Origin of the sequence: Novosphingobium aquiterrae (genome assembly GCF_042434435.1) — a bacterium.
Lineage (GTDB): Bacteria > Pseudomonadota > Alphaproteobacteria > Sphingomonadales > Sphingomonadaceae > Novosphingobium > Novosphingobium aquiterrae.
Genome location: NZ_JBHLTL010000001.1, coordinates 839,825 through 865,792, shown reverse-complemented (window position 1 = coordinate 865,792; position 25,968 = coordinate 839,825). Strand labels below are relative to the sequence as shown.

Here is a 25,968-nt window from a genome sequence, read left to right as displayed (position 1 = left end):
CCCCCTGATCTTTGGGGGAAATCGATGCGCCGCGCCTTCTTGCTTACCGCTTTGCCGCTGGTCCTGTCTGCGCCCGCCCTGGCCGCGCCCTACAGCGCCGAGATCAAGCGCGACGATTGGGGAATTGCCCACGTCCACGGCAAGACAGATGCCGATGCCGTGTTCGGGATGATCTATGCCCAGGCCGAGGACGACTTCAACCGAATCGAGATGAACTATCTGACCAGCCTTGGCCGCCGCGCCGAGGCCGAGGGAGAGCAGGCGATCTGGCAGGATCTGCGCCAGCGGCTGTGGATCGACCCCGCCGACCTCAAGGCGCAGTATGCCAAAAGCCCGCCGTGGCTGAAGGCGCTGATGCAGGGCTGGGCGGCCGGATTGAACCGGTTTCTGGCCGATCACCCCCAGGTGAAGCCCAAGGTGATAACCCGGTTCGAACCGTGGATGGCGCTGAGCTTTTCCGAAGGCAGCATCGGCGGCGATATCGAGAGCGTTCCGCTGTCGCAGCTGCAGGCGTTCTATGAAAAGCGCACGATCGCCATGACCGATGACGAGCGCGGCGTCGTACAGCGCGAGCCCCTCGGCTCCAACGGCATCGTCATCGCCCCGTCGCACAGCACCAGCGGTCACGCCCTGTTGCTGATCAACCCGCACACCAGCTTCTTCTTCCGTTCGGAGCAGCAGGTCAGCAGCGACCAAGGGCTGAATGCCTATGGAGCGGCGACCTGGGGGCAGTTCTTCATCTACCAGGGCTTCAATGCCAAGGCGGGATGGATGCATACGTCCAGCGGCGTCGACAATATCGACGAGTTTGCGGAGACCGTGACGCCCTTGGGCAAGGGGTTCACCTATCGCTATGGCAAGGACGACCGCCCGGTCTGGGAGCGCCCGATCACGCTGTCCTATCGCAAGGCCGACGGCACAATGGGCACAAGAACCTTTACGACCTATGCGACCCATCACGGCCCGATTGTCCGCGCCCAGGGTGACAAGTGGGTGGCAACCGCTCTGATGAACCGCCCGGTCGCCGCCTTGCAGCAAAGCTTCCTGCGCACCAAAGTCAGCGACATTGCCGGCTTCCGCAAAGTTGCCGCGCTAAAGGCCAATTCGTCGAACAACACATTGTTTTCCGACAGCAAGGGTGAGGTCGCGCTGTTCATGCCGCAGTTCATGCCAGTGCGCGACCAGCGCTTCGATTACACGCGTCCGGTCGATGGCAGCGATCCCGCCACCGACTGGCAGGGGCTGCACACGCTGGATAGCCTGCCCGAAGTGGTCAATCCGAAGAACGGCTGGGCCTTCAACGTCAACGATGGGCCGTGGTGGGCCGCGGGCAAGGATAGCCCGAAGCAGGCTGCCTATCCGCGTTATCTCGACACCTTCGGACAGGAACCACGCACACCGCATGCCATCGCGATGCTTTCGGCCACGCCGCGTTTCTCGCTCGATGGTCTGGTCACCGCCGCCTATGATCCGTGGCTGCCCAGCTTTGCCCAGCTGATCCCGACGCTGGTTGCCGCGCATCAGGCCGCGCCCGATGCGAAACGGGGCGAAGCGGTCGAGATGCTGCGCAAGTGGGACTGCAAGTGGAGCCTCGGTTCGACCGAGACCAGCCTGGCGGTATTCTGGGGCGAAGCGCTTGGCGCGATGGGTGCGGAAACCGCCGCGGCGCAGCGGATCGAGCTGGAAGACTGGATTGCGACCAAGGCGACGCCCGCGCAAAAGCTGGACGCGCTTGATCAGGCGATGGCCCGGCTGACCGCCGACTTCGGATCATGGCAAGTGCCGTGGGGCGAAATCAACCGCTTCCAGCGCATTGACGGCGCGATCCGGCAGACCTTCGACGATGCCCGGCCGAGCACGCCGGTGCCGTTCGCGTCGGCCAACTGGGGCTCGCTCGCCTCGTTCGGGGCGAGCCGCTATCCGGGGACCAAGCGGTTCTATGGCAGCTATGGCAACAGCTTCGTCGCCGCGGTCGAGTTCGGGCCGCGGGTCAAAGCGCGGGCGGTGACGGCGGGCGGGGAAAGCGGCGATCCCGCCTCACCCCACTTTGCCGATCAGGTCCAGCGCTATGCCGACGGCAACCTGCGCCCGGTCTACTTCTATCCCGACGAGCTGGCCGGGCACATAAAAGGCAGCAAGGTGGTGAAGGGCAACTAACCCTTCACCTTCTCCGCAAAGCCGGCCTGCAATTTTGCCAGCTTGGGCGGGATCACGGCCAGGCAATAGGGGTTACGCTGGCCTTCGCCCTCCCAGTATTCCTGGTGATAGTCCTCTGCCAGGTTCCATGTCGCCGGACCCTCGATTGTGGTCACGGCGCGCTGGCCGGGGTGGCCTTCGTTCCAGCGGTCGATTGCCGCCTGCATTTCGCCGCGCTGGGCATCGTCCAGCGGGAACAACGCCGAGCGGTACTGGGTGCCGACATCGTTGCCCTGGCGGTTGAGCTGGCTGGGGTCGTGGGTCGCCATGTGGATGTCGAGCAGGTCGGCCAGGCTGACCACCGCGGGATCGAAGGTCACCCGGATCGCCTCGGCATGGCCGGTGGTGCCGCTGCACACCTGCTTATAGGTGGGATTGGCACCCGACCCGCCGATATAGCCGCTTTCCACTGCGCTGACCCCGGCGATGCTGCGAAACACCGCCTCGACGCACCAGAAGCAGCCGCCGGCCAGGATTGCCTGTGTCATGTTCCGTGTCCTTGTTGTTCTGCTGCAAGATAGGTAGCCGTCCCGCGCTTGTCATCGCCTTGCTGCAGATTAGGATGCAACGATCACCTTGTGGAAGGACCGACCCCGATGCGCCGCGCTATTTTGCCGATACTCGCCCTGTCGCTCGCAATCCCCGCCAGCCTGGCGCTTGCCGCGCCCGGCGGCAAGCAGGCGGCGCAGATCAATCCCGAACTGGCAGCCGCCGTCGCCAGTCCGCTTCGGGACAAGGACCGGCCGCGCGACCAGTATCGCAAGCCAGCCGAAACGCTGGCCTTCTTCCAGGTCGCGCCGGACATGAAAGTTGGCGAATATGCGCCGGGGGGTGAGTGGTATTCGCGCCTTCTCGGGCTCTATCTTGGTCCGAAGGGCAAGCTTGTCGGGCTCTATTTCGATCCGACGTCTGGCGCTTTCAGCGAGGCCAGCCAGAAGGGCATCCGTGAAGGCGCTGCCAAATATCCGGCCGAGATCGCAAACTGGTCGGGCATCCCGGCAGAGCGGTTTTCGGCACTGACGCTGGATGCGGTTCCGGCGGGCGAGAAGGGCACTTTCGACCGCATCCTGATCATGCGGATGATGCACAACCTGCTGCGCTGGGACATCGCCGACCGCGAGGTCAAGGCGATGCGCGATCTGCTGAGGCCCGACGGGATGATCGGGATCGAACAGCACCGCGCCAAGGCCGATGCGCCGTTCAGCTATACCGACGGTTCCAAGGGCTATCTGCGCGAAAAGGACGTGATCGCCTTCATGGAAATGAACGGCTTCAGCTTCGTCGGGCGCAGCGCGGCCAACGCCAACCCCCGCGATCCGGCCAACTGGCCAAACGGGGTGTGGACCCTGCCGCCCAATCTGCGCGATGCGACCGAAGCCGACAAGCCGCGGCTTCAGGCGATCGGCGAAAGCGACCGGATGACCCTGCTGTTCCGCAAGCGGGTCTGACACGGTGCGCACGCCAATCATGAAAGAGGTTGCACTGCTGCTTGCGGCAGCCTCGCTCGCGCTGGGCAGCCCCGCCAATGCCAAGCCTGCGCCGCCGCAGCTGGCCCAGATTGTCTCGTCTATGCAGGCCAGCGCTTCGGGCTGGAACAGCGGTGATCTCGACAAGTTCATGGCGGTCTATTCGCCCTCGACGGAAACGACGTTCGTGTCGGGCAACGGTCTGATCCGCGGCAAGCAGGCGATCGCCGATCACTATCTCAAGGACTTCGGATTTGCCGATTCGGCCAAGCGCGGCACCTTGACCTTCGAGACGCTGAACTACCGGCCGCTGGGCAACCGCATGGCGCTTTACATCGCGCGCTACACCCTGACCTACCTGGACGGAAAATCGGCAAGTGGCGTGACCTCGGTGTTGTTTCGCCGCGACAAGGGCGCCTGGCATATCGTTGCGGATCACAGCAGCTGACACGCAGGCACTTGCCGCCGGGCGCACGCCCGGCGTAAGCCTCGCGCCATGACCACGCTGATCGTCGCCGCCCTGCAGCTCCCTCTCGGTTCGACTGACGAGGCGGAGAACATCGTTGCCGTTTCGATGCTGGTCGAGGACGCGGCGCGGCAGGGCGCGCAGGTGATTCTCCCGCCCGAGCTGTTTTCCGGCCCTTATTTCTGCAAGGTCGAGGATGAGGCACTGTTCGCGCTGGCCCGGCCGACGGCAGAGCATCCGTCGGTCAAGGCGATGCAGGCGCTGGCCCGCCAGCACAAGGTGGCGATCCCGACCAGCTTCTTCGAACGCGACGGGCATCACTATTACAACACCATGGCCATGATCGGTCCTGACGGGGAGATCATGGGCACCTATCGCAAAAGTCACATTCCCGACGGCCCGGGCTATGAGGAAAAGTACTATTTTCGCCCCGGCAACGATGGCTTCAAGGTGTGGGACCTGTTCGGAACGCGCATCGGCGTGGGGATCTGCTGGGACCAGTGGTACCCCGAATGTGCCCGCGTGATGGCGCTGATGGGGGCCGAAGTGCTGTTCTATCCCACTGCCATCGGCTCCGAACCCTATGACGAAGATCTCGACACCAGCCGGATGTGGCGCCGCGCCATGCTGGGCCACGCGGTGTCGAACTGCATGCCGGTGGTCGCCGCCAACCGCACCGGCAGCGAAGACGGCCAGCGTTTCTACGGCCACAGCTTCATCACCGACGAATGGGGCGATTACCTGGCCGAGTATGGTGCAGAAGACAGCGGCGTATTGATCGCCACGCTGGACCTTGCCCGCGCCGCGTGCCACCGCGCCGGCATGGGTTTTTTCCGCGATCGGCGCCCGCAGCTTTACGGCCGGATCAGCCAGGACGTGTGAACGAATGGCCCAGCGCTATCTCATCGCGCTGGGATCGAACCGGCGCCACCCGCACCATGGCTCGCCAGAGCGGGTGATCGCGGCAGCCGCGCGGGCGCTGGGTCAGGCCGACGTCAAGGTTCTGGTGCTTGCCCCGGTCATGCGTTCGGCGCCGCTGGGACCATCGCTGCGCCGCTATGCCAACGCTGCGGCCGTGGTCAGGACTCACAAGGACCCGGCAGCATTGCTGCGCGCGCTCAAGCGGATCGAGCGTCAGTTCGGGCGCCGCCAAGGCGGACAGCGCTGGACCGCGCGTGTGCTTGATCTCGACATCGTGCTGTGGAGCGGCGGGGCTTGGGTTTCCCCGGACCTGATCATTCCGCATCCCGCATTTCGCGAACGTGCGTTCGTGCTCGGTCCCGCCCGCGCAATCGCACCGCACTGGCGTGATCCGATGACCGGCCTGACCGTGCAGAATCTGGCATTTCGCCGCTTGCGCCCCGTTCGCTGCCCTTGACCCGGAACCGGCCCAGCCCTAGGGCACGCGGCGTGGTCGGGCCCTTAGCTCAGTCGGTAGAGCAACTGACTTTTAATCAGTAGGTCGCTGGTTCGAACCCAGCAGGGCTCACCACCGTTCCCAGACGATTGGCCGACCCTCGGCCAGGGTTGCGGTTTGCGCTTAGCCAGGGTCCTGGCCGGGCCGGTTGGCCAGCAGGTGATCGACCACCGAAGGATCGGCCAGAGTCGAGGTGTCGCCCAGATTGCCGACGTCGTTCTCGCCAATCTTGCGCAGGATGCGGCGCATGATCTTACCCGAACGGGTCTTGGGCAGGCCCGGCGCGAACTGGATCACGTCAGGCGTGGCAATCGGTCCGATCTCGCGGCGAACCCACTGGACCAGCTCCTTGCGCAGGGCTTCGTCCGGTTCGACATCGGCGTTGGTGGTCACGAAGGCATAGATGCCCTGGCCCTTGATGTCGTGCGGCATGCCGACCACCGCGGCCTCGGCCACCTTGGGATGGGCGACCAGCGCCGATTCGACCTCGGCGGTGCCCATGCGGTGACCCGACACGTTGATCACGTCATCGATCCGCCCGGTGATCCAGTAGTACCCGTCGCCGTCGCGGCGGCAGCCGTCGCCGGTGAAGTACAGCCCCTTGAAGGTGCTGAAATAGGTCTGGAAAAAGCGTTCGTAATCGCCCCACACGGTGCGCATCTGGCCCGGCCAGCTGTCCTTGATCACCAGGCAGCCGTCCCCCGCGCCGTCGATCTCTGCCCCGTCATTGTCGACCAGCATCGGTTGTACGCCAAAGAACGGCTTGGTTGCCGATCCGGGCTTGAGCGCGGTCGCGCCGGGCAGCGGGCTGATCAACACGCCGCCGGTTTCAGTCTGCCACCAGGTGTCGACGATCGGGCAGCGGTGTTCGCCAACCACGCGGTGATACCATTCCCACGCTTCGGGATTGATCGGCTCGCCAACCGAGCCGAGCAAGCGCAGGCTGCTGCGACTGGTCCGCGTCACCCAGTCATCGCCCTCGCGCATCAGCGCGCGCAGTGCCGTGGGGGCGGTATAGAAGATTTCGACCTGGTGCTTGTCGATCACCTGCCAGAAGCGGCTGGGGTCGGGATAGTTGGGTATCCCTTCGAACATCAGCGTGGTCGCGCCGTTGATCAGCGGTCCATAGACGATGTAGCTGTGCCCGGTGACCCAGCCGACATCGGCCGTGCACCAGTATATCTGTCCGGGCCGATAATCGAACACGTACTGGTGCGTCATCGAAGCCCAGACGCCATAGCCGCCGGTGGTGTGGAGCACGCCCTTGGGCTTGCCGGTCGATCCCGAGGTGTAGAGGATGAACAGCGGGTCTTCCGCGCCCATTTCTTCGGGCGGGCAATCGGCGCTTTGCGCGGCGACGCCATCGTGCCAGTCGATGTCGCGGCCGTCCTGCATCGTCACGGCCCCGCCGGTACGCTTCAGCACGATCACCGTTTCGACCGAGGGCAGATTGGCCAGCGCCGCATCGACATTGGCCTTCAGCGGTACGGCCTTGCCGCCGCGCAGGCCTTCGTCGGCGGTCAGCACCACGGTGCTGTCGCAATCCTCGATCCGGCTGGCGAGCGAATCCGGGCTGAACCCGCCGAACACCACCGAATGGATCGCTCCGATCCGCGCGCAGGCCAGCATGGCGACGGCTGCTTCGGGCACCATCGGCAGATAGATGGTAACGCGGTCGCCCTTCTTGACCCCGCGCGATTTCATCAGGTTGGCAAAGCGGCAGACGTCTTCGTGCAGCTGGCGATAGGTAATCTTGCGCGCCGGTTCATCCGGACTGTCGGGCTCCCAGATGATCGCCACCGTTTCGGCGCGCTGGGCCAGGTGACGGTCAAGCGCATTGGCTGACAGGTTGAGCGTCCCGTCGCCAAACCAACGGATGCCGAAATCGGCTTCATGAAAGCTGGTTTCGCGGACCTGGGTAAATGGCTTGATCCAGTCGATCCGCTTGGCCTCTTCGCGCCAGAAGGCGTCGGCGTCGTCGACCGAGCGGCGGTACATGTCGGTGTACCCGGCTTCATCTATCAATGCGCTCTGTGCCCATTCTGCGGGCACGGGATACACGGCTTCACCCAATCCGGCTCTCCTATTCCATCACAAACCAGTCAGTCAAAGCTGGCAGGGCCGTGCCTAGCGCAGAACGTGCGCCCCGGCGAGCCCAGACCTGCGACATCGCGGTGTTGCCAGGGCCCAGATTTGATCATTCGTGATTTGGGCCCACGTGCCCCGCTTTGTCCAAGATCAAGGCGCGGCGCGGCTGCATCGGAAATGGCAAGGCGCACTACTGGAGAGTCCAATGCAAACACACCTTACCACCCGGACCGGACTCGGCCTGTCGGTCCGCATCGCTACTGCGGATGATGAACCCGCACTGCAGGCCTTCTTTGACCAGGTCAGTGACGAGGACCGGCGGTTCCGCTTCCTGGCCGCTGCCGACCATGTCAGCCACAATCAGCTGGTGCCGCTCCTGGAAGCCGATCACTACCAGTCTGAAAGCTTCCTCGCCTTTGACAGCGCCAATGGTGAACTTGTCGGTTCGGCCTTGCTGGCCTGCGACAAGGCATTGGATTGCGGCGAGATCGCCGTTTCGGTCCGCGCCGATTACAAGGGCAAGGGCGTCGGCTGGGCCCTGCTCGATGTTCTGGGCGGCGAGGCCCAGGGGCGCGGGGTGCGTCGCGTGATTGCCATCGAAAGCCGCGACAACCATGCCGCGATCGAACTCGAACGCGAGAAGGGCTTTACCCCGGAGCCGTTCGATGGTGAGCCGAACCTGGTGATTCTTTCGAAGACCTTCCGATAGGCGGAGGGAGGGGGTATGCCGCGATGAATGAAGCCTATCAGCGCGCCTGGCAACGCAGCATTCAAGATCGCGAAGGCTTCTGGAGCGACGCGGCGCAGGCGATCGACTGGTGCGCACCGCCGCAGCGCGCCTGGGACGATGCGCGGGGCTGGTTTGCCGACGGCACGCTGAACACCGCATTCAATTGCATCGATCGCCACGTTGCTTCCGGTCGGGGTCAGGCGCTGGCGCTGATCCATGACAGCCCGGTCACCGAAAGCTGCCGCCAATACACCTATGCCCAGTTGCTCGACGAAGTCGGCCGGGTCGCGGCGATGCTGGTGCGCCTGGGCGTGTGCAAGGGCGACCGGGTCATTATCTATATGCCGATGATCCCGGAAACGGTCTTTGCGATGCTCGCCTGTGCGCGGCTTGGCGCAGTCCATTCGGTCGTGTTCGGCGGCTTTGCCCCGCTCGAACTGGCCAAGCGGATCGACGACGCGACCCCGCGCGTGTTGCTGGCCGCCAGCTGCGGCATCGAAGGCAGCCGGATCATTCCCTACAAGCCGATGGTCGATGAAGCGCTGCGGCTGGCCAGCCACGGCGTCGAACATGTCGTGGTCTGCCAGCGCAATCAACTTGGCGCCGAACTGTCCGCACCGCGCGATCACGACTGGGCCGCGCTGCGCCGCGCTTGCGCGGGCGATGCCGTCCCGCCCTGCGCGCAGCTTGCTGCCACCGATCCTTTGTACATCCTCTATACGTCCGGCACGACCGGCACGCCCAAGGGCATTGTCCGCGAGAATGGCGGACACGCCGTGGCGCTCGCCTGGTCGATGGCCAATATCTATGGGATCGGACCGGGTGATCCGTTCTGGGCGGCCAGCGACGTCGGCTGGGTCGTCGGGCACAGCTATATCGTTTATGCACCGCTGCTGGTCGGTGCGACGACCGTGCTGTTCGAAGGCAAGCCGGTTGGCACCCCCGATCCCGGGACCTTTTGGCGCGTAATGACCCGGCACGGCGTGAAAAGCTTCTTCACCGCGCCGACTGCGATCCGCGCGATCCGCAAGGAAGACCCCGAGGCGACACTGCTGCACGAAATCGGCACAGGTGACTGCCGGGTGATTTTCCTGGCTGGTGAACGCGCCGATCCTGACACCATCGCCTGGCTTGAGAAGCACAGCGGCCTGCCGGTGATCGATCATTGGTGGCAGACCGAACTGGGCTGGCCGGCCATAGCGTCGTGCTTCGCCTTGGGTGATCTGCGACGCAGGCCGGGCAGTGCCGGGTTTCCGGTGCCGGGCTACGAATTCGCGGTGCTGGACGAAAGCGGACATGCGTTGCCCGCCGGGGAAAGCGGCGCGGTTGTGATCAAGGCTCCGCTTGCGCCGGGGGCGTTCCGCACGCTGTGGAACAACCCGGCCGGATACGACAAGAATTTCGCCGGGTTTTCGGGCTATTACGAAACGGGCGACGCCGGCCACTTCGATGCTGACGGATTTCTCAACATTATGGGCCGGACCGACGACATCATCAACGTCGCCGGACACCGCCTCTCCACCGGGCAGATGGAGCAGATCGTGGCGCAGCAGGACGGCGTCGCGGAATGCGCCGTGATTGGCGCGGATGACGCGATCAAGGGGATGATCCCGGTGGCCTTTGTGGTTGTCCGGGCTGGCGCGGAAACAGATGCGGCGCTGCAAGCCCGGGTCATTGCCGCAGTGCGCGGCGAACTGGGCGCGGTCGCCGCGCTCAAGACGGCCTTTGTCGTCGGCGCTTTGCCAAAGACGCGATCAGGCAAGATCCTGCGCAACTTGCTGCGTACGATCGTCAATGGCCAAGACTGGGTCGTGCCGCCAACAATCGAGGATCCCGCGGTACCTGCGGCCATCGCAGCGGTGGTCAACGGGAACTGAGCAAGCCGGCGCCGCTATTGAAGCGGGTGGAGCCCCCGTGGCCGTTCGGCACGCGCCGTGCCCATCGCAAGTGCCAGCGCGCCCAGAACATCGTCGTGGTTGAACGGTTTGCGAATGTAGCCAAGGGCTGTCGGCGGGGGGCTTTCGATCTGGTCAGGATTGGCCGTTACGAAGATGATCTTGGTGCCGAAGCGTTCCGCCAGCTCACGCGCGATTGCGGGACCCGTGCGGCCATCGCGCAGGTTGAGGTCGACAAGCGCCACCTTTGGTGCGGCGCTGATTTCGGCAATGCCGCGCTTGTCCGCGACAACGCCGATGATGCCGTGACCAGCCTGGAAAATGATGTCTTCAAGGTCGAGCGCGACCAGGAATTCATCTTCAACGATGAGAACGTCTGCCATAGCGAATTACCAGTTACATACCTTCTTAGGCCGCAATACGGGTTGCGGCATTGGTGTTGGACACGCGGCGCAGCTCATTGAACATCAGTTCGATAGCGTCGCCTTCCATGACGAAATCGTGGCGCGAATCTGGCAGCTGACCGCTTTCCAGCACGCTGGCGAGCATGGCCCTGGCGCGGCAGATGCGGCTTTTTACCGTGCCTAGCGCAATCCCGCAGATGTCAGCAATTGCCTCATAGGACATGTCGCCGACGGCAACCAGGATCAAGGCGTCACGGTGTGTCGCGGGCAGAGTCGCCAATGCGCGGGCGACATCGGTGAGTTCGAGCGAATCTTCCTGATTGCCGAAAGTCCGCAGGGTGCGCTCCGCCATGTCCTGATCGTATTCGCCGGTGAAGCGGGCGCGGCGCGCCTCACTATAAAAGTGGTTGCGCAAAATGGTGAAGGTCCAGGCCTTGAAATTGGTCCCGGCGCGATAGCTGGCGCGCGCCGACCAGGCCTTGAGCAGGGTTTCCTGCGCCAGGTCGTCGGCGCGTTCGCGGCAGCCGCACAGGGTGCGGGCAAAGCCGCGGAGGTGCGGGGTTACCTGGGCGAGCGCATCCTTGAACGCGCGGTCATCAAGGGCTTCATGGACAGCGTCTTCCTGGGTACCGGTCGTCAGCGATGCGTCGATGGTTCCGTGCATATTCCCCACTCCTTGTGTGCAGTACGCGACTTGAACACGGACCTTGCGGAAAAAGTTCCCGGAAAATGGCAATCGCCATCACGGTTGGCGTCAAAATGGCAGCGGCGTGCGCAAAAGTGCACGTTGCTGGGCCAGTTCAGGCCACTGCGGGGCCATGCAACCCGGTTGCGCGATGCGCGATGAACCGGTAACCCCTGCACGCTCGGTTGCCGTATGGGCAACCTATCCAGTGAGTTCAAACATGCCATTCAGACAAGCTCTCGCCGAAAGGCTTCCCCTGCTGCGCCGTTATGCCCGCGCTTTGACCGGGTCCCAGCGTTCGGGCGACGCCTATGTCCGTGAACTGCTTGAAGCGGCCATTGCCGACCCGGACCTTCGTGACGAGATCGGCGAAGGCCGGGTTGCCCTGTACCGAGCTTTCACCCGGGTGTGGGCGCAAGGTCACGTCGAAGCGGCCTTCAGCGATGCACCCGCCGACCTGTCGTCGGCCGAAACGTCGGCCCAGGCCCGGCTTGACCGCATTCCGCCCGAACATCGCCAGGCCTTGCTGCTGACCACGCTGGAAGAATTCAACGAGCGTGAAGCAGGCGAAATTCTTGGTCTCGAACCCGCAGAAGTGGCCGCGCTGGTTGCGCGCGCCGTGTCCGAAATTGACGAGGAATCCGCCACGCAGGTTCTGATCATCGAGGACGAACCCCTGATTGCGATGCAGCTGGAAGCGCTGGTTGCCGATCTGGGCCATGTCGTTGTCGCCACCGCCTCCACCCGGACCCAAGCGGTTGAAGCCTTCTCGCGCACGGCACCGGGACTGGTTCTTGCCGATATCCAGCTTGCCGACCAGAGCAGCGGGATCGACGCGATTGAAGACATTCTCAAGCTGGCGAGCGTCCCGGTCGTCTTTGTGACCGCCTATCCTGAGCGACTGCTCACCGGCGAGCGCCCCGAACCGACCTATCTGGTGACCAAGCCCTTTCGCGAAGACACGCTGCGCGCCGCGATCAGCCAGGCGCTGTTCTTCGGATCGACCGCCCGGATCGATTGATCCGACGTGCCTTGTTTGACGGTGTCGCGGGGATCAGCCCGCCGCGCCGTCACGCAGTGCGAAATTGCCCAGGGTGCGGATCGGCACGGTCAGCACGCAGCGGACGCCACCTGGATCGAACGTCAATTCGACCGGTGCGCGCAGTTCGTGGCTGACGATCTTCTGGATCAGATCCATGCCAAAGCCGCGGCGACCGGGTGTTTGCACCGGTGGTCCGCCGCTTTCTTTCCATTCAACCTTGCACAGACCCTCTTCCATGCGTGACCAGGTAACGGACACGTGGCCTCCCGGGACGCTCAGTGCGCCGTATTTGGCCGCATTGGTCGCCAGTTCATGCAGGGCAAGGCCCAGCGATAGCGCGTCGTTGGGGCCAAGCGCGATCTCCGGCCCGGAAATGTCGGTCTGGTGATCTTCGGGTTCCAGATAGGGCGCCAGTTCGGCCCGCACCACTTCCCCAACCGGCGCATCGGTCCAATTGCGCTGCGACAGCAGGTCGTGCGTGGCGGACAGGGCGCGCAGCCGTCCCGACAGGCTATCGGCGAATTCTTCCAGATTGCTTGAACGACGCCGGGTCAGCGCAACGATCGAAAGGACGTTGGCCAGGGTGTTCTTGACCCGATGGTTGAGCTCGCGCGTTAGCGAAGTCCGGATTGCTTCCTGTGCGGCCAGCGATTCAAGTACGCGCCGATCGTCGGCGGCCCGCGTGATGATCACCATCGTCAGGGCAAGCAGCAAAAGGCTGACCGCAACCCCGGCAACAAGCGCAACCATCGATGCCAAGGTCAATCCCGGCGCCTGGCTTGCTGTAACGGTCAGCGTCCAGGTGCGGTCACCGAAGGCCACCCTGCGCTCCATCACGCTGTGATCACTGTTCACCGGACCGGTCGATGCCATGCGGTTTTGTGGCAAGGCCGGGCCATCATAGAGCGCGACGCCGGCGCCGGCGCGATCGAAGCCCGGGCTGATCGCTTCGAGGAATTGCTGGACCCGCAGCGGCGTGTAGGCCAAGCCCTTGAGTGCGCTGCGCTGGATCCGTCCGTCCGGTGCGCGTTCAAACACGGGCACGAATATCAGGATGCCTGCCGAGGGACTCCGCTGCTCATCCTGCATCAGCTGAACCTTGCCACTTACGGCAGCACGGCCGGTTTCGATGGCCCGCTCGATTGCGTCGCGGCGCACTGCTTCTGATGCCATGTCAAAACCCAGCACCCGGCGATTGTCGGCGGTCTGCGGCTCGAGAAAGGCGATTACCGCCATGTTGGTTTTCGGATCTGCGGGTACGGGTCTGACCTTGACTGCCGTCCCGATGCCGCGCGCCGCAATACCGGCTTCGATCGCGGCAATATCACCAGGACGGGCCCATTGCGCCCACCCCATGCCAAGCGCACCGCGTGAAAGGTGGTTGGTGCTCATATCGGTGACGAATTGCGCAAACTCGTTTTCCTGGACGTTGCGCGTTACCGACAGCATCGATGCCGCAGCATTAAGATAGGCGATGTTCTCGGTCGCCTTGCGTTCCAGCTCCCCCGCGAGGGCGGTGGTATCTCGGTCAAGCTCCAGCTGGCGGGCCTGCTTGTCGGCCATCTCGATGTTGAAGATGACCAGCAGCGTTATGACCATGCCCAGTGCAAAAAGCGCAAAGGGCAGGGCGCGTGGAAAGCGCAGAAACCATGCCTGCCGCTGAACCCGTCGTTCGAGCCATTGTTCCATTCAATCGTTATCCGAACCCGCTGTCTTCTGGCACCACCATGTCGATTTTTGCACGCGGTGCTCAGCCCCTCAAGCAGGAACCATATCGGCTTGCGATTGTTCCCGATATTGCCGACTTTGGGCATGGTTTATATACGAACTGATGTTAGAGGCTTGTCAGAGCCTCACGGAGCACATGTGACCGATCAGGATTTCAGCAAGTCCGGCAAATCGAAGGACGGTGACCCCAAAAAGACCGCGTCACCGCGTCAGCCTGGCTGGGCCGACGGCTTGCGCAAGCTCTATGACAGTGTCGCCAATGAACCCTTGCCTGACAGCTTCGACGATCTGCTGAAGAAGCTTGATCAGGCCGACGATGTCTGAGGGCGAATCCGGGGCTGCGATCTCTCCCCCAAGCGACACCTTCCGCCGCGATCTCATGGCTCTGCTGCCGCAGTTACGCGCGTTCGCCCGCGGTTTGTGTGGAAGGCCTGAACAGGCTGACGATCTGGTCCAGGAAACGGTCATGCGCGCCTGGACTGCGCAGGGCAGCTTTACCCCCGGCACGTCGATGAAGGCGTGGACCTTCACGATCCTGCGCAACCATTTCCTCAACGACCTGCGCAAGAACCGCCGGCAGACGCAGCTTGAGCCCGGCGTTGCCGAGGCCACGCTGGTCGATCGCGCGACGCAAGAGGAAGGGCTGCACATGCAGGATCTGCAGCGCGCACTGGCCCAGCTTCCGGAAGAGCGGCGCGAGGCCCTGCTGCTGGTTGGGGCCGGCGGCTTTTCCTATGAAGAGGCAGCTTCGATCTGCGGGGTGCCGATCGGCACGATGAAAAGCCGCGTCGCGCGCGGCCGCGGCCAGTTGCACCAGATCCTCGAACCATCCGCGCACGACTGACGCGGCAGACCGCGGCGAGGGCGCGCAGCACCCTCGCCGGACCGTTTCAATCGGGGTAGTTCCAGGCTTCCACGCGCGCAAAGTTTTCGTTGGCGAAGCTCCAGTTGAGCAAGCCAAGCGCCGCCGTCAGGTAGGCCTTCCGATCATTCTTGCGATCGATGTAATAGGCATGCTCCCACACATCGATAACCAGCAGCGGCCTTGCCGTTCCCGTCAGGGGAGAGCCGGCATCATGCGTCGTCGCGACCGAAAGCGTATCGCCGTCGGCCAGCAGCCAGGCCCAGCCCGACCCGAAATGACCTTCGCCCTGCACCACCAGGTCCTTGACCAGGGCGTCGTACGAGCCGAACGCGGCGTCGATCGCCTTCGTCAGCTGATCGTCGGGTTTGTCACCCTGCGGGCTCAGCGAGTTCCAGTAGAAGCCGTGGTTCCAGGCCTGTGACGCCTGATTGAACAGCTTGGTGTTGCCGGCACGGTTTGCTTCGATAACGATCGTGTTGAGCGCGGCGTCTGCCAGCGCCGTTCCTTCGATCAGACCATTGGTCTTGTCGACATAGGCCTTGTGGTGCTTGCCGTGATGAACGGCGAGGGTTTCCGCCGAAATTTCTGGTTCAAGCGCGGATTCGGCAAAGGGAAGCGGGGGAAGAATGATGGCCATCGGGTATGCTCCGGAGGTGCAATGGCAGGGCGACACGGAACGCGTGCGACCCTGAAATGACTTGGGGGCGGCAGCTTTCGCTCACCACCCCCAAGCCCTGTTGATGCCAGGCAACGTCGGGGCGCTACCTGGCAGTAACTGTTGATTGGCTTACCGAACCGAACCGCGACGGAACAGGTTCACGATCGCCAGAAGGATAATGGCGCCGATAAACGACGACACCAGCGACATCACGTCAAACGAACCGCTGGTGATCGGGGCACCGCCGATAAGCGGAGTAACGAGGAAGCCGGCGAGCAGCGCGCCAACGATACCCACGACGACGTTGAGGATGATGCCCTGCTGGCCGTCAGTGCGCATGACCATGCTGGCAAGCCAGCCGATGACGCCGCCGACGATAAGAAGAATGATAAGACCCATGTTGAAATTCCTTTGCCTGCTGTTCCTGCCCAACAAAACTTGCCGACGGGGCATTTGTTCCAACTTGCGCAATGGCAGATCGGCAAATTTTGAAATGCGGGCCGGTCAAGCGATCTGCGCTGCATCGCGCCCAAAGCAGGAATAAGGATCTGCGCGCGCATAAGGGCGCGCGCCCCCGCCTTGGCCAGCAAGCGCATGGGAACTGATCGCGCAAGTGCGTGTTCATCCCACAGACGCCGGCAACAGATTGTCGGCGGGCCCGGGACCACCAAGCCAGGAACGCGATATGACCACGACGCTCTTCGCACTTGTACTCTTCGGCTGCGCCGATGACGGTCAGGCTTGCGTGCGCTTGCACGCCCCCGCGCCGACATTCGCCACCATGAGCGCGTGCGAGGGACAGCTGGAAGCCGCGCTCCAATCCGATGTCTCGCTGCGCGCGGACTATCCGCTGGTGACGGGGCGCTGCCTGGCACCGCAAGGCGGCCGCCGGGCCCTGGCGCCGCGTCGCCGCTGAACAGACAACATGCACTGACACATCAAGGAACATGACCATGATAAACTTCGCCGCCAGAATTCTGCCACACAGTATCGGCGACGCCGTCAGCGAATTTACACGGGATAATCCCCTGCTTGGCAGCGGCGTAACCGCGCTGGCCGCCCGTTGGGCAATGCGCTCGGGACCGGCGGCTATAGCCCTTGTCGGCGCAGGGCTGCTGTACCGCTACCTGCGCCATAACCGCGCAGCCAGCCCCGCCGAATCCACGCGGCGGACGCGTGCCGCGCGCACGAAGTCGTCACCGCGCAAGGCTGCCAAACCACCGCGTGCCAAAGCAGCCTGAACAGGAAAGGACCAAACATGTCCGGTCAGTTTGACACCACCCCAGCCGAAAGCGTCCAGAGCGACGCACAGTCCGACCGCGCGCCTGATCCGCGCCGTCACTACGCCAGCCCTGAGGATCTGCGCGAAGACGTCGAACTTGCCATCGCGGAGCGCCATACGCTGCTGAAGCAATGGAAGGACGAGGTCGACGCACAGCTTGCTGCCGAGTCCGAAGGGATGAGCGCATCCGACCCCATCCGCGCCGAAGCCGAGGCGCGGCTTGCTAGCGAGGCGCGGCGGGTAAGCGATGCGCTGAGCGCGATTCAGTCCGAAGTCGACGCCGCAGCCTGACAAATTCAACGCATGCAATACAGCCCGCGCTTCGGGAAAGCGCGGGCTTATTTGCGTACATCGCTTTGATTTGGTCTTGCCGGGTAAAAGTCGAGGCCTCCAACACAATGTGCGGGAGGCCTCGGAGTGCACCGTCAGCAGGGTTCGGGGGGAGGGGATCGCCGCCGGTGTTGACAGTGAAATGCACAAGGGGCGAATTTGGTTCCCGGAAATTTGCGAAGAATTTGCCATTGCGCTTTCCTGGTGCAGCCGACCGTTCAAAAGGCATCGATCAGGCTCAATTCCGCAAGGCGTTCACCGCACATAAAGCCGGCATGGCTATGCCGCACGTGCCCAAGATCGAGCGGAGACGTCATTGCGCGAACTGGTTTTCCTTGCCTGTGTCGGCGCCGCAGCCGCAGCAGGTGCCGCACAACCGGGTACGCGCGCCGCGCCGCTGCAATGCACTGCGGTGCCCAAGGCCAAGGATCATATGAACGAAGATCGGCTTTGCAGTGCGATCGCGCAGGCGTTGACGGCGCGGCTGGGACGCCGGGTAACGGTGGTTGCCGCCGGCAAGTCGCTGCCGCAGGGCGATGCGTTTGTCGTGACAGTAAGCCATCCGCGGCCCAACGCCCTGACTGCAGGACTGCGCGGTCGCGTCAATGGTCGCAGTGTCGCCAGCGGGCCGCTGACAATCGACGTAATGGATCGGACAATGCGGCCAAGCGACGTGGACAAGCTAGCCGAACTGTTGGCAACGGCGTTGAAAAATGGATAATTAACCTTTGCCGGTCAGCACAGATCGGGTCGCAGCTAGGTAGGTCGCAGCATCATGATTGATACCAATTCGTTCGATGACGGTCATTTGGACTTGGCCGGCATTACAGATGTGCCGATCGATCAGGACGGTCTCGGTCATGGTCCTGCGCAAAGCGGATCCGTTCCATCGTCAGCAACCGATCTGATCCCCGCCACCACGGCGACAACCTATTCGGTCACGCCGGGCGGCTATATCACCGGCTCGATCGATTCCGCGGGCGACCATGACTGGTATCGTGTCACACTCAATGCCGGGCAGACCTACACGATCTCCACCCAATTGTCGTTGACGCTGTCGGACAGCGTCCTTGCCCTGCGCGATTCGACCGGTGCGCTGATTGCCGAGAATGACGATGTCATCTTCGGCGGCAACCTGACCTGGTCTGAAATTACCTACACGGCGACGACGACCGGCACCTATTACATCGATACCAGCGGTTATCAGAGCGATACCGGCACCTTTTACCTGACGATGTCCAGCCCTGCCTTCGATTCAGCACTGGGTTCGACGGCCACTACGGCCAGTCTCGCGGTAGGCGGATCGGCAACCGGCGCCTTTGAATCGACGGGCGATCATGATTGGTATGCGATCCAGCTTGCCCAGGGGCAATCCTACCTGCTGACCACCTCCACAGAAAGCGGGGTCGTTGTCGACACCGTCCTGTACCTTCGCGATGCGAGCGGCAATCCGCTGGCCTATAACGATGATGGATTGGGCGGCGGCGGCTTTTCGCGCATTCGTTTCACCGCACCCACCACCGGCACCTACTATGTCGACGTCGGGGTATGGGGCAATCAGGCTGAAACGGCGGGCTACAAGGTCAACGCGTCGATCGCGCCACCACTGCCGCTTTACACCAACGATCAGATCGCGACGCAGCTAACTTCGACTTATTGGAGCGGGTCGAGCCGCCACTTCGATGTCGCGCCGGGTGGCACGCTGAAGGTCGATTTGACCGCCTTGACCCCCGAAGGGCAGACTCTGGCCCGCGAAGCCCTGAAGCTGTGGACAGATGCCTCGGGCATCAATTTCTCTGAAGTTGCCAGCGGCGGCCAGATTGTTTTCGATGATAACCAGAGTGGCGCCTTTTCCAATTCGGTCACCAATGGCAGCGGCTTGATCGTCAGTTCGACGGTCAACGTGTCGACGACCTGGATCTCGAATTACGGTAGCGGTCTGCGGACCTATTCGCTGCAGACCTATATCCACGAGATCGGGCACGCTCTGGGCCTTGGTCACGCCGGAAACTACAACACTACTGCGACCTATCCGGACGACGTGTCCTATCTCAACGATGACTGGGCGACGTCGATCATGTCGTACTTCGACCAGCGCGAGAACACCTATTTCGCCAATCTTGGATTTACCAAGCAGTTCGTGGCGACGCCGATGGCGGCTGATATCATTGCCATTGCCAACCTGTACGGCGCCAACACGCTGACCCGCACAGGCGACACTGTCTATGGCTTTGGCAACACCACCGGCCGCGATGCCTACGATGCTGCGGTCGGTTCGAGCGGGGTCTCGTTCACCATTATCGACAATGGCGGGATCGATACGGTCAACTTCTCCGGCTATTCGTCGAATGCGCGGGTCGATCTCAATCCCGAAGCCTTTTCAAACGTCGGCAACTTCGTTGGCAACATGGTCATTGCCCGCGGCACCATCATCGAAAATGCCATCACCGGCTCGGGCACGGACGTGCTCATCGGCAACGCCGCCAACAACCGGCTTGAAGGCGGGACCGGCATCGATCAGTTCTATGGCGGCGCGGGTAACGACACCTTCGTGGTCGACCAGCAGGGAGAGCTTGTCTTCGAAAATGCGGGCGAAGGCACCGACACGGTCGAATCGAGCGCGAACTACTATCTGTTCGGGAATATCGAACGCCTGACCCTGACCGGCACTGCGGGCCTGTTCGGCGTTGGCAACGAACTCGACAATCTCATCAATGGCAACGCCGGGCAGAACCTGCTGCTGGGCGGGCTCGGCAATGACGAAATCCATGGCGGCGACGCGCGCGATTCGATCTTTGGCGAAGGCGGCGCGGACAACCTGTTCGGCGATGCCGGGGTTGACTACATCGTTGCCGGGATCGGGAACGATACCCTCGACGGCGGGGCCGATGCCGACGAAATGTATGGCGAGGACGGCAACGACACCCTGTGGGGCGGGCTGACCTTCGACACCGACATCATGGTCGGCGGCAATGGTGATGACATCCTGCATGGCGACAGCGGCCTGGGCGACTATGACCGCATGTATGGCAACCTGGGCAACGACACGTTCTATGTCGATACGCCCGCCGACCTGGTCTTCGAGCAGCTGAACGAAGGCATCGACACAGTCTATGCCGGCATCAACGGTGCCGGATACTACCTGTACGACAATATCGAGAATCTGGTGCTGACCGGCCAGACCCCGTTCGGCGTCGGCAATGCGCTCGACAACAATCTGACCGGCAATGCGATCGGCAACTATCTGCTGGGCGGCGACGGCAACGACGTGCTTAACGGCAAGGGCGGAAACGATGTCCTGTTTGGCCAGGCAGGCAGCGATACCTTCGTTTTCGACGCCGGCAACGGCCAGGACGTGATTGGCGATTTCCAGCACGGCTCCGACCGGATCCAGCTGATCGGCTCGCTGACCACGTTTGCCCAGGTGCAGAACTCGTTCCACCAGAACGGCAGTGACGGCGCGATCGATCTGGGCGGCGGCAACTTCATCGTCCTGCAGGGCGTGCAGCTCAGCACCCTGACCGCCAGCGACTTCCTGTTCGGTTGATTGGCGGGCCGGGCCGCGGTTGAACCGCGCCCGGCCCCCAGCCGCGTCTGCTCAGAAGGTCATCGCGCGCAGGATCGGCAAGGCTTCGTCCAGTGACTTGGCGATGATTGCGATCATATCGTCGATCTGGCTGCGCTCGATGATCAATGGCGGGCACATGACGATGGTGTCCCGGATGCCGCGGACCATCAGGCCGTTCTCGATGCAGCGGTCACGCACCACCGGTCCGGCGTTGCCTTCTGCGCCGCCCCAGCGCGTGTTGGTCCCCGGCTGCGCGACAATCTCGACCGCGCCAAGCAGCCCGATCGAGCGCGTTTCGCCGACCAGCGGATGGCCGTTCAGCCGCTTAAGCGCTTCGGCAAGATAGGGCCCGACATCGTCCCGGACCCGGCCGGGCAGATCCTCGCGCTCCATGATCTCGATGTTGCGCAGCGCCACCGCGGCGCAGACCGGGTGGCCCGAATAGGTGAAGCCATGGACGAAATCGCCCCCGGTCTTGAGCACCTCGACAATCTCGCTCGACACCGCATTGGCGCTGATCGGCAAGTAGCCCGACGACAGCCCCTTGGCCATCGAGACGATGTCCGGGGTGAAGCCCAGCGTCTGGTGGCCGAACCATTCGCCGGTCCGGCCAAACCCGGTGATCACCTCGTCGGCGACCAGCAGGATGCCGTACTTGTGGCAGATCGCCTGAACCGCCTGCCAGTAACCCGGCGGCGGAATGATCACCCCGCCGGCGCCCTGGGCCGGTTCGCCGATGAAGGCGGCGACGTTCTCGGGCCCGACCGCCAGGATCCGCTCCTCGATCGCGGCGGCGCAGTCCTGGCCGAACTGGACCGGGTCGCTGCCGAAGCCTTCGCCGAACCAGTAGGGCTGGCGGACATGCTCGACTCCGGGGACCGGCAGGTCGCCCTGGGCGTGCATGCCTTTCATCCCGCCCAGGCTGACCCCGGCGACGGTGCTGCCGTGATAGGCGTTCCAGCGGCTGATGAAGACATTGCGTTTGGGCTCGCCCTTCAGCTTCCAGTAGTGGCGGACCATTCGGAAGACCGTGTCGTTGGCTTCGCTGCCCGAGGCATTGAAGAACACGTGCTGCAGCTTGCCGCCGGTCAGGCTGGCGATCTTGGTGGCCAGCATGACTGTCGGGGGCGTAACGGTCTTGAAGAAGGTGTTGTAGAACGGCAGCTCGCGCATCTGTTCTGCGGCAACCTCGACCAGTTCCTCGCGGCCATAGCCGACATTGACGCACCACAGACCCGCCATCCCGTCGAGGATCCGGTTGCCGTCGCCGTCGTGGATGTAGCAGCCGTCGGCATGGGTTATGATCCGGCTGCCGCCGATGTCCTCGATCAGCTTGTAGTCCTGCTGCGCGGGCAGGTGGTGCGCGACGTCTAGGCGCTTGAGTTCGGCGATATCGTAATTGCGGGGCATGATTGCTCTCCTGAATGACTGGAACGGGCAAGGCGCAGCGCGCCGCGCCCCCAGTCAGGGAGAGAAGCCGATCCGTGCCAAGAAGCGGTTGGTCCGGGTGACTCGCGTGTTCATGCTTCCCCCCTAAGCGCTTTGCCGAGGAGGTGGAAGTAGGCGGCGCTGTCGGGATTGGTGTCGGCGTCCCATTCGGGATGCCATTGCACCGCGACCAGCGGCGCGCCGTTGGGGCGGGCGGAGTAGGCTTCGACAAGGCCGTCGGGCGCGACGGCTTCGACCGACAGGCCGGGGGCGAGCGTGCCGACACCCTGATAGTGGACCGAATTGACCGTGGCATCGGTCTTGCCCAGCGCGCGGGCGATCATCCCGCCTTCGCTCATGTGCACCGGGTGCAGGTGATCGAACATCGCATCGAAGGCGCTGCCGTCGGGGGCATGGTGGCGGATCAGGTCGTCGTTGGCCGAAGTATCGCGGCGCAGGGTGCCGCCCAGCGCGACGTTGATTTCCTGAAAGCCCCGGCAGATGCCGAACACCGGGCGGGCGCGGTCGATCATCTGGCCGACCAGACTCAGCGCGATCTCGTCGCGCCCCTCATCGAACGGGCCGTCTCCGTCCGCATCGTCATAGCGTCCGGGCGCGACGTTGGAAGGACTGCCGGTCAGCAGGATGCCGTCGAGCCGGTCGGCGACCTCGCGCGCGCTCATCAGGTCGGCCAGCGAAGGGACGATCAGTGCGGCGACATCGGCGTGGCGCATCGCCGCGCGGATATAGCGTTCCATCACCGCCTGGGCCGGCTCGGTGCCGACCTGACGGGTGCAGGCGATCACGCCCAGGACCGGACGGGTGCTCATTTCAGCTCAGCAGGACGACCGGGCTGTCGGCGCGCCAGTGCATCGAAACGCGGTCGTCCCAGGTGAAATGTTCCTGATCGTGGCGCGAGAGGTTGGGGCGCGACACGCGGATCATCTGTCCGTCGTCCAGCTTGATTTCGTAAAGCGTGATGTCGCCCAGATAGCTCATTCCCTTGATCCGGCCGCGGGCGAGATTGTAGCCATCGGGCGCGTCCTGCCCGGCGGCGCGGATCGCCTTGCCTTCGCCGGGGACGTGGAGATAGATCTTCTCGGGCCGCAGCGCGATCCACACGTCGGCGCCGTGCGGGCCGGTCACCCCGTGGTTGAGATAGACCTTGCCGACTCCGGGGCAATCGACCGCCGCCTTGTCGGGTTCGTCCAGCGTCAGCTTGCCTTCGAACAGGTTCACCGAGCCGACGAAATCGGCGACGAAGCGGTTGACCGGAAACTCGTAGAGGTCGGCCGGGGTGGCCAGCTGCGCCACTTCGCCCTTGTTCATCACCGCGACCCGGCTGGCCATCGACAGCGCCTCGTCCTGGTCGTGGGTGACCGTGACGAAGGTGATCCCGACCTTGTCCTGCAGTTCCGATAGCTCGAACTGCATCTGCGCGCGCAGCTTGGCATCGAGCGCCGAGAGAGGCTCGTCGAGCAGCAACACTTTGGGCCGCATCACCAGACTGCGGGCCAGGGCGACGCGCTGGCGCTGCCCGCCCGACATCTGGTCGGGCTTGCGCTCCTCAAAACCCTGCAGCTTGATCAGATCAAGCGCCTCGCGCACGCGCTCGTCGCGCTCGGCCCGACCGACCCCGGCGATCTTGAGGCCGTAGCCGACGTTTTCCGCCACGCTCATGTGCGGGAACACCGCATAGGACTGGAACACCATGTTGACCGGGCGCTTGTTGGGCGGGATCCCGGCCATGTCCTGCCCGTCGATCAGGATCTGGCCCTCGGTCGGCAGCTCGAATCCGGCAATCATCCGCAGAAGGGTGGTCTTGCCGCAGCCCGAGGGGCCGAGCAGGACGAAGAACTCGCCGGCCAGGATATCCAGACTGACGTTGTCGACCGCGGCAACCTTGCCGAAGCGTTTGGTGACGTTGCGGATCTGGATGATCGGCTGGGCAGGATCGGGCATCAATGGGCGTCCGCGATGGCCTTCACGCCTTGCAGCTTCAGGGCTACGGCGGTCAGGGCGATGGTCAGGATGATCAGGATGGTCGAGGCCGCGTTGACTTCCGGCGTGACCGAGAAGCGGACCATCGAATAGACCTTGACCGGGAAGGTCACGGTGTCGGGCCCGCTGGTGAAAAAGGTGATGACGAAATCGTCGAGGCTGAGGGTGAAGGCCAGCAGCGCGCCGGCGACCAGGCCCGGCTTCATGTGCGGCAACAGGATGTCGCGGAAGGTGGCCCATTCGCTGGCGCCCAGGTCCTTGGCCGCTTCCTCCTGCTCACGGTTGAAGCTGGCCATGCGGCTGCGCACCACCAATGCGACGAAGGGGAAGCAGAAGGTGATGTGGGCGATGGTGATCGCCGACAGGTTGAGCGGCCAGGGCAGCCCGACCGGCCACTGCACCTTGGCAAAGAAGATCAGCATCGCCACGCCCATGCAGATTTCGGGCACGATGATCGGCAGCGACATCGCCCCTTCGACCGCGCCCTTGAAGGGGAAACGGAAGCGCCACAGCATCAGGCCCGCCATCGCCCCCAGCACCACGCTGATCACCGTGGCGAGCAGCGCGATGGTCAGCGAATTGACCAGCGCCTCGATCAGCGAATCGTTATGCAGCGCCTTCTGGTAATATTTGAGCGTGAAGCCCTTCCACACCACGTTGCGCTTGGAATCGTTGAAGCTGAACACCATCAGCACCAGCAGCGGGGCGTAGAGGAACACCATCACCGCGATCATCCACAGCCGCATCCACGCCTTGCGGGTATATTCCAGCGGGGCGATCGGGGTGCGGTTGAAGAGGGCCATCAATGGGCCTCCTTCGGGGTCCGGCCGCTGCGCAATGATTGCAGCGCGACCAGGATGAACATCGCATAGATCAGCAGGAACGACAGTGCCGCGCCGAACGGCCAGTCATTGGCGCGCTTGAACTGACGCTCGATCACATTGGCGATCATCTGGCTTTCGGTCCCGCCCATCAGATCCGGGGTGAGGTATGCGCCCAGTGCCGGGATCAGCGTGATCATCACGCCCGCCAGGATACCTGGTCCGGCCAGCGGGACGACAATCCGGGTCAGCGTGCGCAGGTGCCCGGCGCCGAGATCCAGGCTGGCCTCGATCAGCGAGCGATCGAGCCGGTCGAGCGCCGAATAGAGCGGCAGGACCATGAAGGGCAGGTGGACATAGACCAGCCCCAGCACCACGGCGAAATTGTTGTAGAGCAGCTGGACCGGGGTCCAGGCTTCAAGCGGTTGCAGCCCGACCAGCGTTTTCAGCCAGCTCGCCCCGTTCCACAGCGCGCCGAGCCCGCGATTGGCATAGCCGTTGCCGCCCAGCACGGTCATCAGCGCATAGGTGCGGATCAGCAGGTTGGTCCAGAACGGCAGCATGATCCCCAGCAGCAGCCACGGTCGCCACTTTTCCGCGGCAAAGGTGATCGCCATCGCCACGGGAAAGCCGATGACCAGGCACAACAGGGTGACCAGCGCGGCGACCGCCAGGCTCTTCAGGAAGATCGACAGGTACAGCCATTCGACCGCGCGCTTGTAGTTATCCAAGGTGCCGGTGATGGCAATGTCTGCCGCGCCCGAATTCGCGCCGAAGCTGTACAGCCAGACGATGGCCATCGGCACGATGAAGAACAGCGCCAGCCACAGGATTGGCGCCCCCGCGATGGCCGCGAAGGGGCGCTTGTGCTCCTGCCAGTTCTCCAGTGCCACCGGGC

28 protein-coding genes and 1 tRNA gene are annotated in these 25,968 nt (G+C 63.5%); 17 read left to right on the top strand and 12 right to left on the bottom strand.

Features of this window, described 5'->3' with window-relative positions; genetic code table 11:
* The first annotated feature begins 24 nt into the window (after positions 1 to 24).
* Entirely contained in the window at positions 25 to 2,157 is a 2,133-nt protein-coding gene (locus ACFFF7_RS04235; RefSeq protein ID WP_379480107.1) for a penicillin acylase family protein, read from the top strand.
* Here ACFFF7_RS04235 and msrA read toward each other — a convergent pair.
* Complete coding sequence (gene msrA, locus ACFFF7_RS04230) at positions 2,154 to 2,684, bottom strand: peptide-methionine (S)-S-oxide reductase MsrA (RefSeq protein WP_379480106.1); 531 nt, start codon at positions 2,682 to 2,684, stop codon at positions 2,154 to 2,156. The two genes, ACFFF7_RS04235 and msrA, sit on opposite strands and share 4 nt — an antisense overlap.
* A 108-nt stretch (positions 2,685 to 2,792) precedes the next feature.
* On the opposite strand from msrA, the gene ACFFF7_RS04225 reads away from it, so the two are divergent.
* The 5 genes from ACFFF7_RS04225 to ACFFF7_RS04205 all read left to right on the top strand — a co-directional run bounded on the left by ACFFF7_RS04225 (position 2,793) and on the right by ACFFF7_RS04205 (position 5,620).
* On the top strand, positions 2,793 to 3,644 hold the full coding sequence (locus ACFFF7_RS04225) for a class I SAM-dependent methyltransferase (RefSeq protein WP_379480105.1): 852 nt from the start codon (positions 2,793 to 2,795) through the stop codon (positions 3,642 to 3,644).
* 19 nt (positions 3,645 to 3,663) lie between these two features.
* Entirely contained in the window at positions 3,664 to 4,110 is a 447-nt protein-coding gene (locus ACFFF7_RS04220; RefSeq protein WP_379480104.1) for a YybH family protein, read from the top strand.
* Positions 4,111 to 4,158: 48 nt separating this feature from the next.
* Positions 4,159 to 5,010: an N-carbamoylputrescine amidase gene (gene aguB / locus ACFFF7_RS04215; protein WP_379480103.1), complete on the top strand. Its 852-nt coding sequence runs from the start codon at positions 4,159 to 4,161 to the stop codon at positions 5,008 to 5,010.
* A gap of 4 nt (positions 5,011 to 5,014) precedes the next feature.
* On the top strand, positions 5,015 to 5,506 hold the full coding sequence (gene folK / locus ACFFF7_RS04210) for a 2-amino-4-hydroxy-6-hydroxymethyldihydropteridine diphosphokinase (RefSeq protein WP_379480102.1): 492 nt from the start codon (positions 5,015 to 5,017) through the stop codon (positions 5,504 to 5,506).
* Between the two features lie 38 nt (positions 5,507 to 5,544).
* Positions 5,545 to 5,620: transfer RNA gene (locus tag ACFFF7_RS04205), tRNA-Lys, on the top strand.
* 48 nt (positions 5,621 to 5,668) lie between these two features.
* On the opposite strand, the gene acs is transcribed toward ACFFF7_RS04205, so the two are convergent.
* Positions 5,669 to 7,618 (bottom strand): acetate--CoA ligase, encoded by a 1,950-nt coding sequence (gene acs / locus ACFFF7_RS04200; RefSeq protein ID WP_379480101.1) that lies wholly within the window; start codon positions 7,616 to 7,618, stop codon positions 5,669 to 5,671.
* Positions 7,619 to 7,838: 220 nt separating this feature from the next.
* Here acs and ACFFF7_RS04195 point away from each other — a divergent pair, with 220 nt between their 5' ends.
* Together ACFFF7_RS04195 and ACFFF7_RS04190 are read left to right on the top strand one after the other, a co-directional pair.
* The gene (locus ACFFF7_RS04195) at positions 7,839 to 8,342 is read left to right on the top strand and encodes a GNAT family N-acetyltransferase (RefSeq protein WP_379480100.1); all 504 of its coding nucleotides are present in this window, start codon (positions 7,839 to 7,841) and stop codon (positions 8,340 to 8,342) included.
* Positions 8,343 to 8,365: 23 nt separating this feature from the next.
* A complete protein-coding gene (locus ACFFF7_RS04190; protein WP_379480099.1) occupies positions 8,366 to 10,240 on the top strand; it encodes an AMP-binding protein in 1,875 nt (624 codons plus the stop codon).
* 14 nt (positions 10,241 to 10,254) lie between these two features.
* Here the strand turns inward: ACFFF7_RS04190 and ACFFF7_RS04185 are convergent, their stop codons facing one another.
* Together ACFFF7_RS04185 and ACFFF7_RS04180 are read right to left on the bottom strand one after the other, a co-directional pair.
* Complete coding sequence (locus ACFFF7_RS04185; RefSeq protein ID WP_379480098.1) at positions 10,255 to 10,641, bottom strand: response regulator; 387 nt, start codon at positions 10,639 to 10,641, stop codon at positions 10,255 to 10,257.
* A gap of 25 nt (positions 10,642 to 10,666) precedes the next feature.
* Positions 10,667 to 11,326, bottom strand: a complete 660-nt coding sequence (locus tag ACFFF7_RS04180; protein ID WP_379480097.1) for a sigma-70 family RNA polymerase sigma factor — start codon at positions 11,324 to 11,326, stop codon at positions 10,667 to 10,669.
* Between the two features lie 241 nt (positions 11,327 to 11,567).
* Between ACFFF7_RS04180 and ACFFF7_RS04175 the strand changes: the two genes are divergently transcribed.
* Complete coding sequence (locus ACFFF7_RS04175) at positions 11,568 to 12,368, top strand: response regulator (RefSeq protein ID WP_379480096.1); 801 nt, start codon at positions 11,568 to 11,570, stop codon at positions 12,366 to 12,368.
* A gap of 33 nt (positions 12,369 to 12,401) precedes the next feature.
* On the opposite strand, the gene ACFFF7_RS04170 is transcribed toward ACFFF7_RS04175, so the two are convergent.
* Complete coding sequence (locus ACFFF7_RS04170; protein ID WP_379480095.1) at positions 12,402 to 13,988, bottom strand: CHASE domain-containing protein; 1,587 nt, start codon at positions 13,986 to 13,988, stop codon at positions 12,402 to 12,404.
* Positions 13,989 to 14,020: 32 nt separating this feature from the next.
* On the opposite strand from ACFFF7_RS04170, the gene ACFFF7_RS04165 reads away from it, so the two are divergent.
* The 3 genes from ACFFF7_RS04165 to ACFFF7_RS04155 are packed head-to-tail and all read left to right on the top strand — an operon-like array spanning position 14,021 to position 14,961.
* On the top strand, positions 14,021 to 14,221 hold the full coding sequence (locus ACFFF7_RS04165; RefSeq protein WP_379480094.1) for a hypothetical protein: 201 nt from the start codon (positions 14,021 to 14,023) through the stop codon (positions 14,219 to 14,221).
* Positions 14,222 to 14,255: 34 nt separating this feature from the next.
* Positions 14,256 to 14,441 carry a NepR family anti-sigma factor gene (locus tag ACFFF7_RS04160; RefSeq protein ID WP_379480093.1) on the top strand — a complete coding sequence of 62 codons (186 nt, stop codon included), beginning with the start codon at positions 14,256 to 14,258 and terminating at the stop codon, positions 14,439 to 14,441.
* Complete coding sequence (locus tag ACFFF7_RS04155) at positions 14,434 to 14,961, top strand: sigma-70 family RNA polymerase sigma factor (RefSeq protein ID WP_379480092.1); 528 nt, start codon at positions 14,434 to 14,436, stop codon at positions 14,959 to 14,961. Before ACFFF7_RS04160 ends, ACFFF7_RS04155 begins: the two co-directional genes overlap by 8 nt.
* Positions 14,962 to 15,007: 46 nt before the next feature.
* Here the strand turns inward: ACFFF7_RS04155 and ACFFF7_RS04150 are convergent, their stop codons facing one another.
* Together ACFFF7_RS04150 and ACFFF7_RS04145 are read right to left on the bottom strand one after the other, a co-directional pair.
* Positions 15,008 to 15,619 carry a superoxide dismutase gene (locus ACFFF7_RS04150; RefSeq protein WP_379480091.1) on the bottom strand — a complete coding sequence of 204 codons (612 nt, stop codon included), beginning with the start codon at positions 15,617 to 15,619 and terminating at the stop codon, positions 15,008 to 15,010.
* A gap of 150 nt (positions 15,620 to 15,769) precedes the next feature.
* On the bottom strand, positions 15,770 to 16,039 hold the full coding sequence (locus tag ACFFF7_RS04145; protein WP_379480090.1) for a GlsB/YeaQ/YmgE family stress response membrane protein: 270 nt from the start codon (positions 16,037 to 16,039) through the stop codon (positions 15,770 to 15,772).
* 286 nt (positions 16,040 to 16,325) lie between these two features.
* On the opposite strand from ACFFF7_RS04145, the gene ACFFF7_RS04140 reads away from it, so the two are divergent.
* The 5 genes from ACFFF7_RS04140 to ACFFF7_RS04120 all read left to right on the top strand — a co-directional run bounded on the left by ACFFF7_RS04140 (position 16,326) and on the right by ACFFF7_RS04120 (position 20,799).
* On the top strand, positions 16,326 to 16,556 hold the full coding sequence (locus tag ACFFF7_RS04140; RefSeq protein WP_379480089.1) for a hypothetical protein: 231 nt from the start codon (positions 16,326 to 16,328) through the stop codon (positions 16,554 to 16,556).
* Positions 16,557 to 16,587: 31 nt separating this feature from the next.
* Entirely contained in the window at positions 16,588 to 16,881 is a 294-nt protein-coding gene (locus tag ACFFF7_RS04135; RefSeq protein ID WP_379480088.1) for a hypothetical protein, read from the top strand.
* A 17-nt stretch (positions 16,882 to 16,898) separates the two neighbouring features.
* Positions 16,899 to 17,213 carry a hypothetical protein gene (locus tag ACFFF7_RS04130; RefSeq protein WP_379480087.1) on the top strand — a complete coding sequence of 105 codons (315 nt, stop codon included), beginning with the start codon at positions 16,899 to 16,901 and terminating at the stop codon, positions 17,211 to 17,213.
* Positions 17,214 to 17,568: 355 nt separating this feature from the next.
* A complete protein-coding gene (locus ACFFF7_RS04125) occupies positions 17,569 to 17,973 on the top strand; it encodes a hypothetical protein (RefSeq protein ID WP_379480086.1) in 405 nt (134 codons plus the stop codon).
* A gap of 54 nt (positions 17,974 to 18,027) precedes the next feature.
* Positions 18,028 to 20,799, top strand: a complete 2,772-nt coding sequence (locus ACFFF7_RS04120; protein WP_379480085.1) for a M10 family metallopeptidase C-terminal domain-containing protein — start codon at positions 18,028 to 18,030, stop codon at positions 20,797 to 20,799.
* Positions 20,800 to 20,850: 51 nt separating this feature from the next.
* Here the strand turns inward: ACFFF7_RS04120 and ACFFF7_RS04115 are convergent, their stop codons facing one another.
* From ACFFF7_RS04115 to ACFFF7_RS04095, 5 genes are all read right to left on the bottom strand, one after another.
* The gene (locus ACFFF7_RS04115; protein WP_379480084.1) at positions 20,851 to 22,230 is read right to left on the bottom strand and encodes an aspartate aminotransferase family protein; all 1,380 of its coding nucleotides are present in this window, start codon (positions 22,228 to 22,230) and stop codon (positions 20,851 to 20,853) included.
* Between the two features lie 110 nt (positions 22,231 to 22,340).
* Complete coding sequence (locus tag ACFFF7_RS04110) at positions 22,341 to 23,078, bottom strand: gamma-glutamyl-gamma-aminobutyrate hydrolase family protein (RefSeq protein WP_379480083.1); 738 nt, start codon at positions 23,076 to 23,078, stop codon at positions 22,341 to 22,343.
* 1 nt (position 23,079) lies between these two features.
* A complete protein-coding gene (locus tag ACFFF7_RS04105) occupies positions 23,080 to 24,210 on the bottom strand; it encodes an ABC transporter ATP-binding protein (RefSeq protein ID WP_379480082.1) in 1,131 nt (376 codons plus the stop codon).
* On the bottom strand, positions 24,210 to 25,052 hold the full coding sequence (locus ACFFF7_RS04100; RefSeq protein ID WP_379480081.1) for an ABC transporter permease: 843 nt from the start codon (positions 25,050 to 25,052) through the stop codon (positions 24,210 to 24,212). The genes ACFFF7_RS04105 and ACFFF7_RS04100 overlap by 1 nt, the downstream gene beginning before the upstream one ends.
* Entirely contained in the window at positions 25,052 to 25,963 is a 912-nt protein-coding gene (locus ACFFF7_RS04095) for an ABC transporter permease (RefSeq protein WP_379480080.1), read from the bottom strand. The genes ACFFF7_RS04100 and ACFFF7_RS04095 overlap by 1 nt, the downstream gene beginning before the upstream one ends.
* Positions 25,964 to 25,968: the final 5 nt, after the last annotated feature.

What these genes read in the sequence shown, in the direction of transcription:
- ACFFF7_RS04235 (WP_379480107.1), top strand. Translation starts at nt 25, where the DNA reads ATGCGCCGCGCCTTCTTGCTTACCGCTTTGCCGCTGGTCCTGTCTGCG.
- msrA (WP_379480106.1), bottom strand. Translation starts at nt 2,684, where the DNA reads ATGACACAGGCAATCCTGGCCGGCGGCTGCTTCTGGTGCGTCGAGGCG.
- ACFFF7_RS04225 (WP_379480105.1), top strand. Translation starts at nt 2,793, where the DNA reads ATGCGCCGCGCTATTTTGCCGATACTCGCCCTGTCGCTCGCAATCCCC.
- ACFFF7_RS04220 (WP_379480104.1), top strand. Translation starts at nt 3,664, where the DNA reads ATGAAAGAGGTTGCACTGCTGCTTGCGGCAGCCTCGCTCGCGCTGGGC.
- aguB (WP_379480103.1), top strand. Translation starts at nt 4,159, where the DNA reads ATGACCACGCTGATCGTCGCCGCCCTGCAGCTCCCTCTCGGTTCGACT.
- folK (WP_379480102.1), top strand. Translation starts at nt 5,015, where the DNA reads ATGGCCCAGCGCTATCTCATCGCGCTGGGATCGAACCGGCGCCACCCG.
- ACFFF7_RS04195 (WP_379480100.1), top strand. Translation starts at nt 7,839, where the DNA reads ATGCAAACACACCTTACCACCCGGACCGGACTCGGCCTGTCGGTCCGC.
- ACFFF7_RS04190 (WP_379480099.1), top strand. Translation starts at nt 8,366, where the DNA reads ATGAATGAAGCCTATCAGCGCGCCTGGCAACGCAGCATTCAAGATCGC.
- ACFFF7_RS04185 (WP_379480098.1), bottom strand. Translation starts at nt 10,641, where the DNA reads ATGGCAGACGTTCTCATCGTTGAAGATGAATTCCTGGTCGCGCTCGAC.
- ACFFF7_RS04180 (WP_379480097.1), bottom strand. Translation starts at nt 11,326, where the DNA reads ATGCACGGAACCATCGACGCATCGCTGACGACCGGTACCCAGGAAGAC.
- ACFFF7_RS04175 (WP_379480096.1), top strand. Translation starts at nt 11,568, where the DNA reads ATGCCATTCAGACAAGCTCTCGCCGAAAGGCTTCCCCTGCTGCGCCGT.
- ACFFF7_RS04170 (WP_379480095.1), bottom strand. Translation starts at nt 13,988, where the DNA reads ATGGTCATAACGCTGCTGGTCATCTTCAACATCGAGATGGCCGACAAG.
- ACFFF7_RS04155 (WP_379480092.1), top strand. Translation starts at nt 14,434, where the DNA reads ATGTCTGAGGGCGAATCCGGGGCTGCGATCTCTCCCCCAAGCGACACC.
- ACFFF7_RS04150 (WP_379480091.1), bottom strand. Translation starts at nt 15,619, where the DNA reads ATGGCCATCATTCTTCCCCCGCTTCCCTTTGCCGAATCCGCGCTTGAA.
- ACFFF7_RS04145 (WP_379480090.1), bottom strand. Translation starts at nt 16,039, where the DNA reads ATGGGTCTTATCATTCTTCTTATCGTCGGCGGCGTCATCGGCTGGCTT.
- ACFFF7_RS04140 (WP_379480089.1), top strand. Translation starts at nt 16,326, where the DNA reads ATGACCACGACGCTCTTCGCACTTGTACTCTTCGGCTGCGCCGATGAC.
- ACFFF7_RS04135 (WP_379480088.1), top strand. Translation starts at nt 16,588, where the DNA reads ATGACCATGATAAACTTCGCCGCCAGAATTCTGCCACACAGTATCGGC.
- ACFFF7_RS04130 (WP_379480087.1), top strand. Translation starts at nt 16,899, where the DNA reads ATGTCCGGTCAGTTTGACACCACCCCAGCCGAAAGCGTCCAGAGCGAC.
- ACFFF7_RS04120 (WP_379480085.1), top strand. Translation starts at nt 18,028, where the DNA reads ATGATTGATACCAATTCGTTCGATGACGGTCATTTGGACTTGGCCGGC.
- ACFFF7_RS04115 (WP_379480084.1), bottom strand. Translation starts at nt 22,230, where the DNA reads ATGCCCCGCAATTACGATATCGCCGAACTCAAGCGCCTAGACGTCGCG.
- ACFFF7_RS04110 (WP_379480083.1), bottom strand. Translation starts at nt 23,078, where the DNA reads ATGAGCACCCGTCCGGTCCTGGGCGTGATCGCCTGCACCCGTCAGGTC.
- ACFFF7_RS04105 (WP_379480082.1), bottom strand. Translation starts at nt 24,210, where the DNA reads ATGCCCGATCCTGCCCAGCCGATCATCCAGATCCGCAACGTCACCAAA.
- ACFFF7_RS04100 (WP_379480081.1), bottom strand. Translation starts at nt 25,052, where the DNA reads ATGGCCCTCTTCAACCGCACCCCGATCGCCCCGCTGGAATATACCCGC.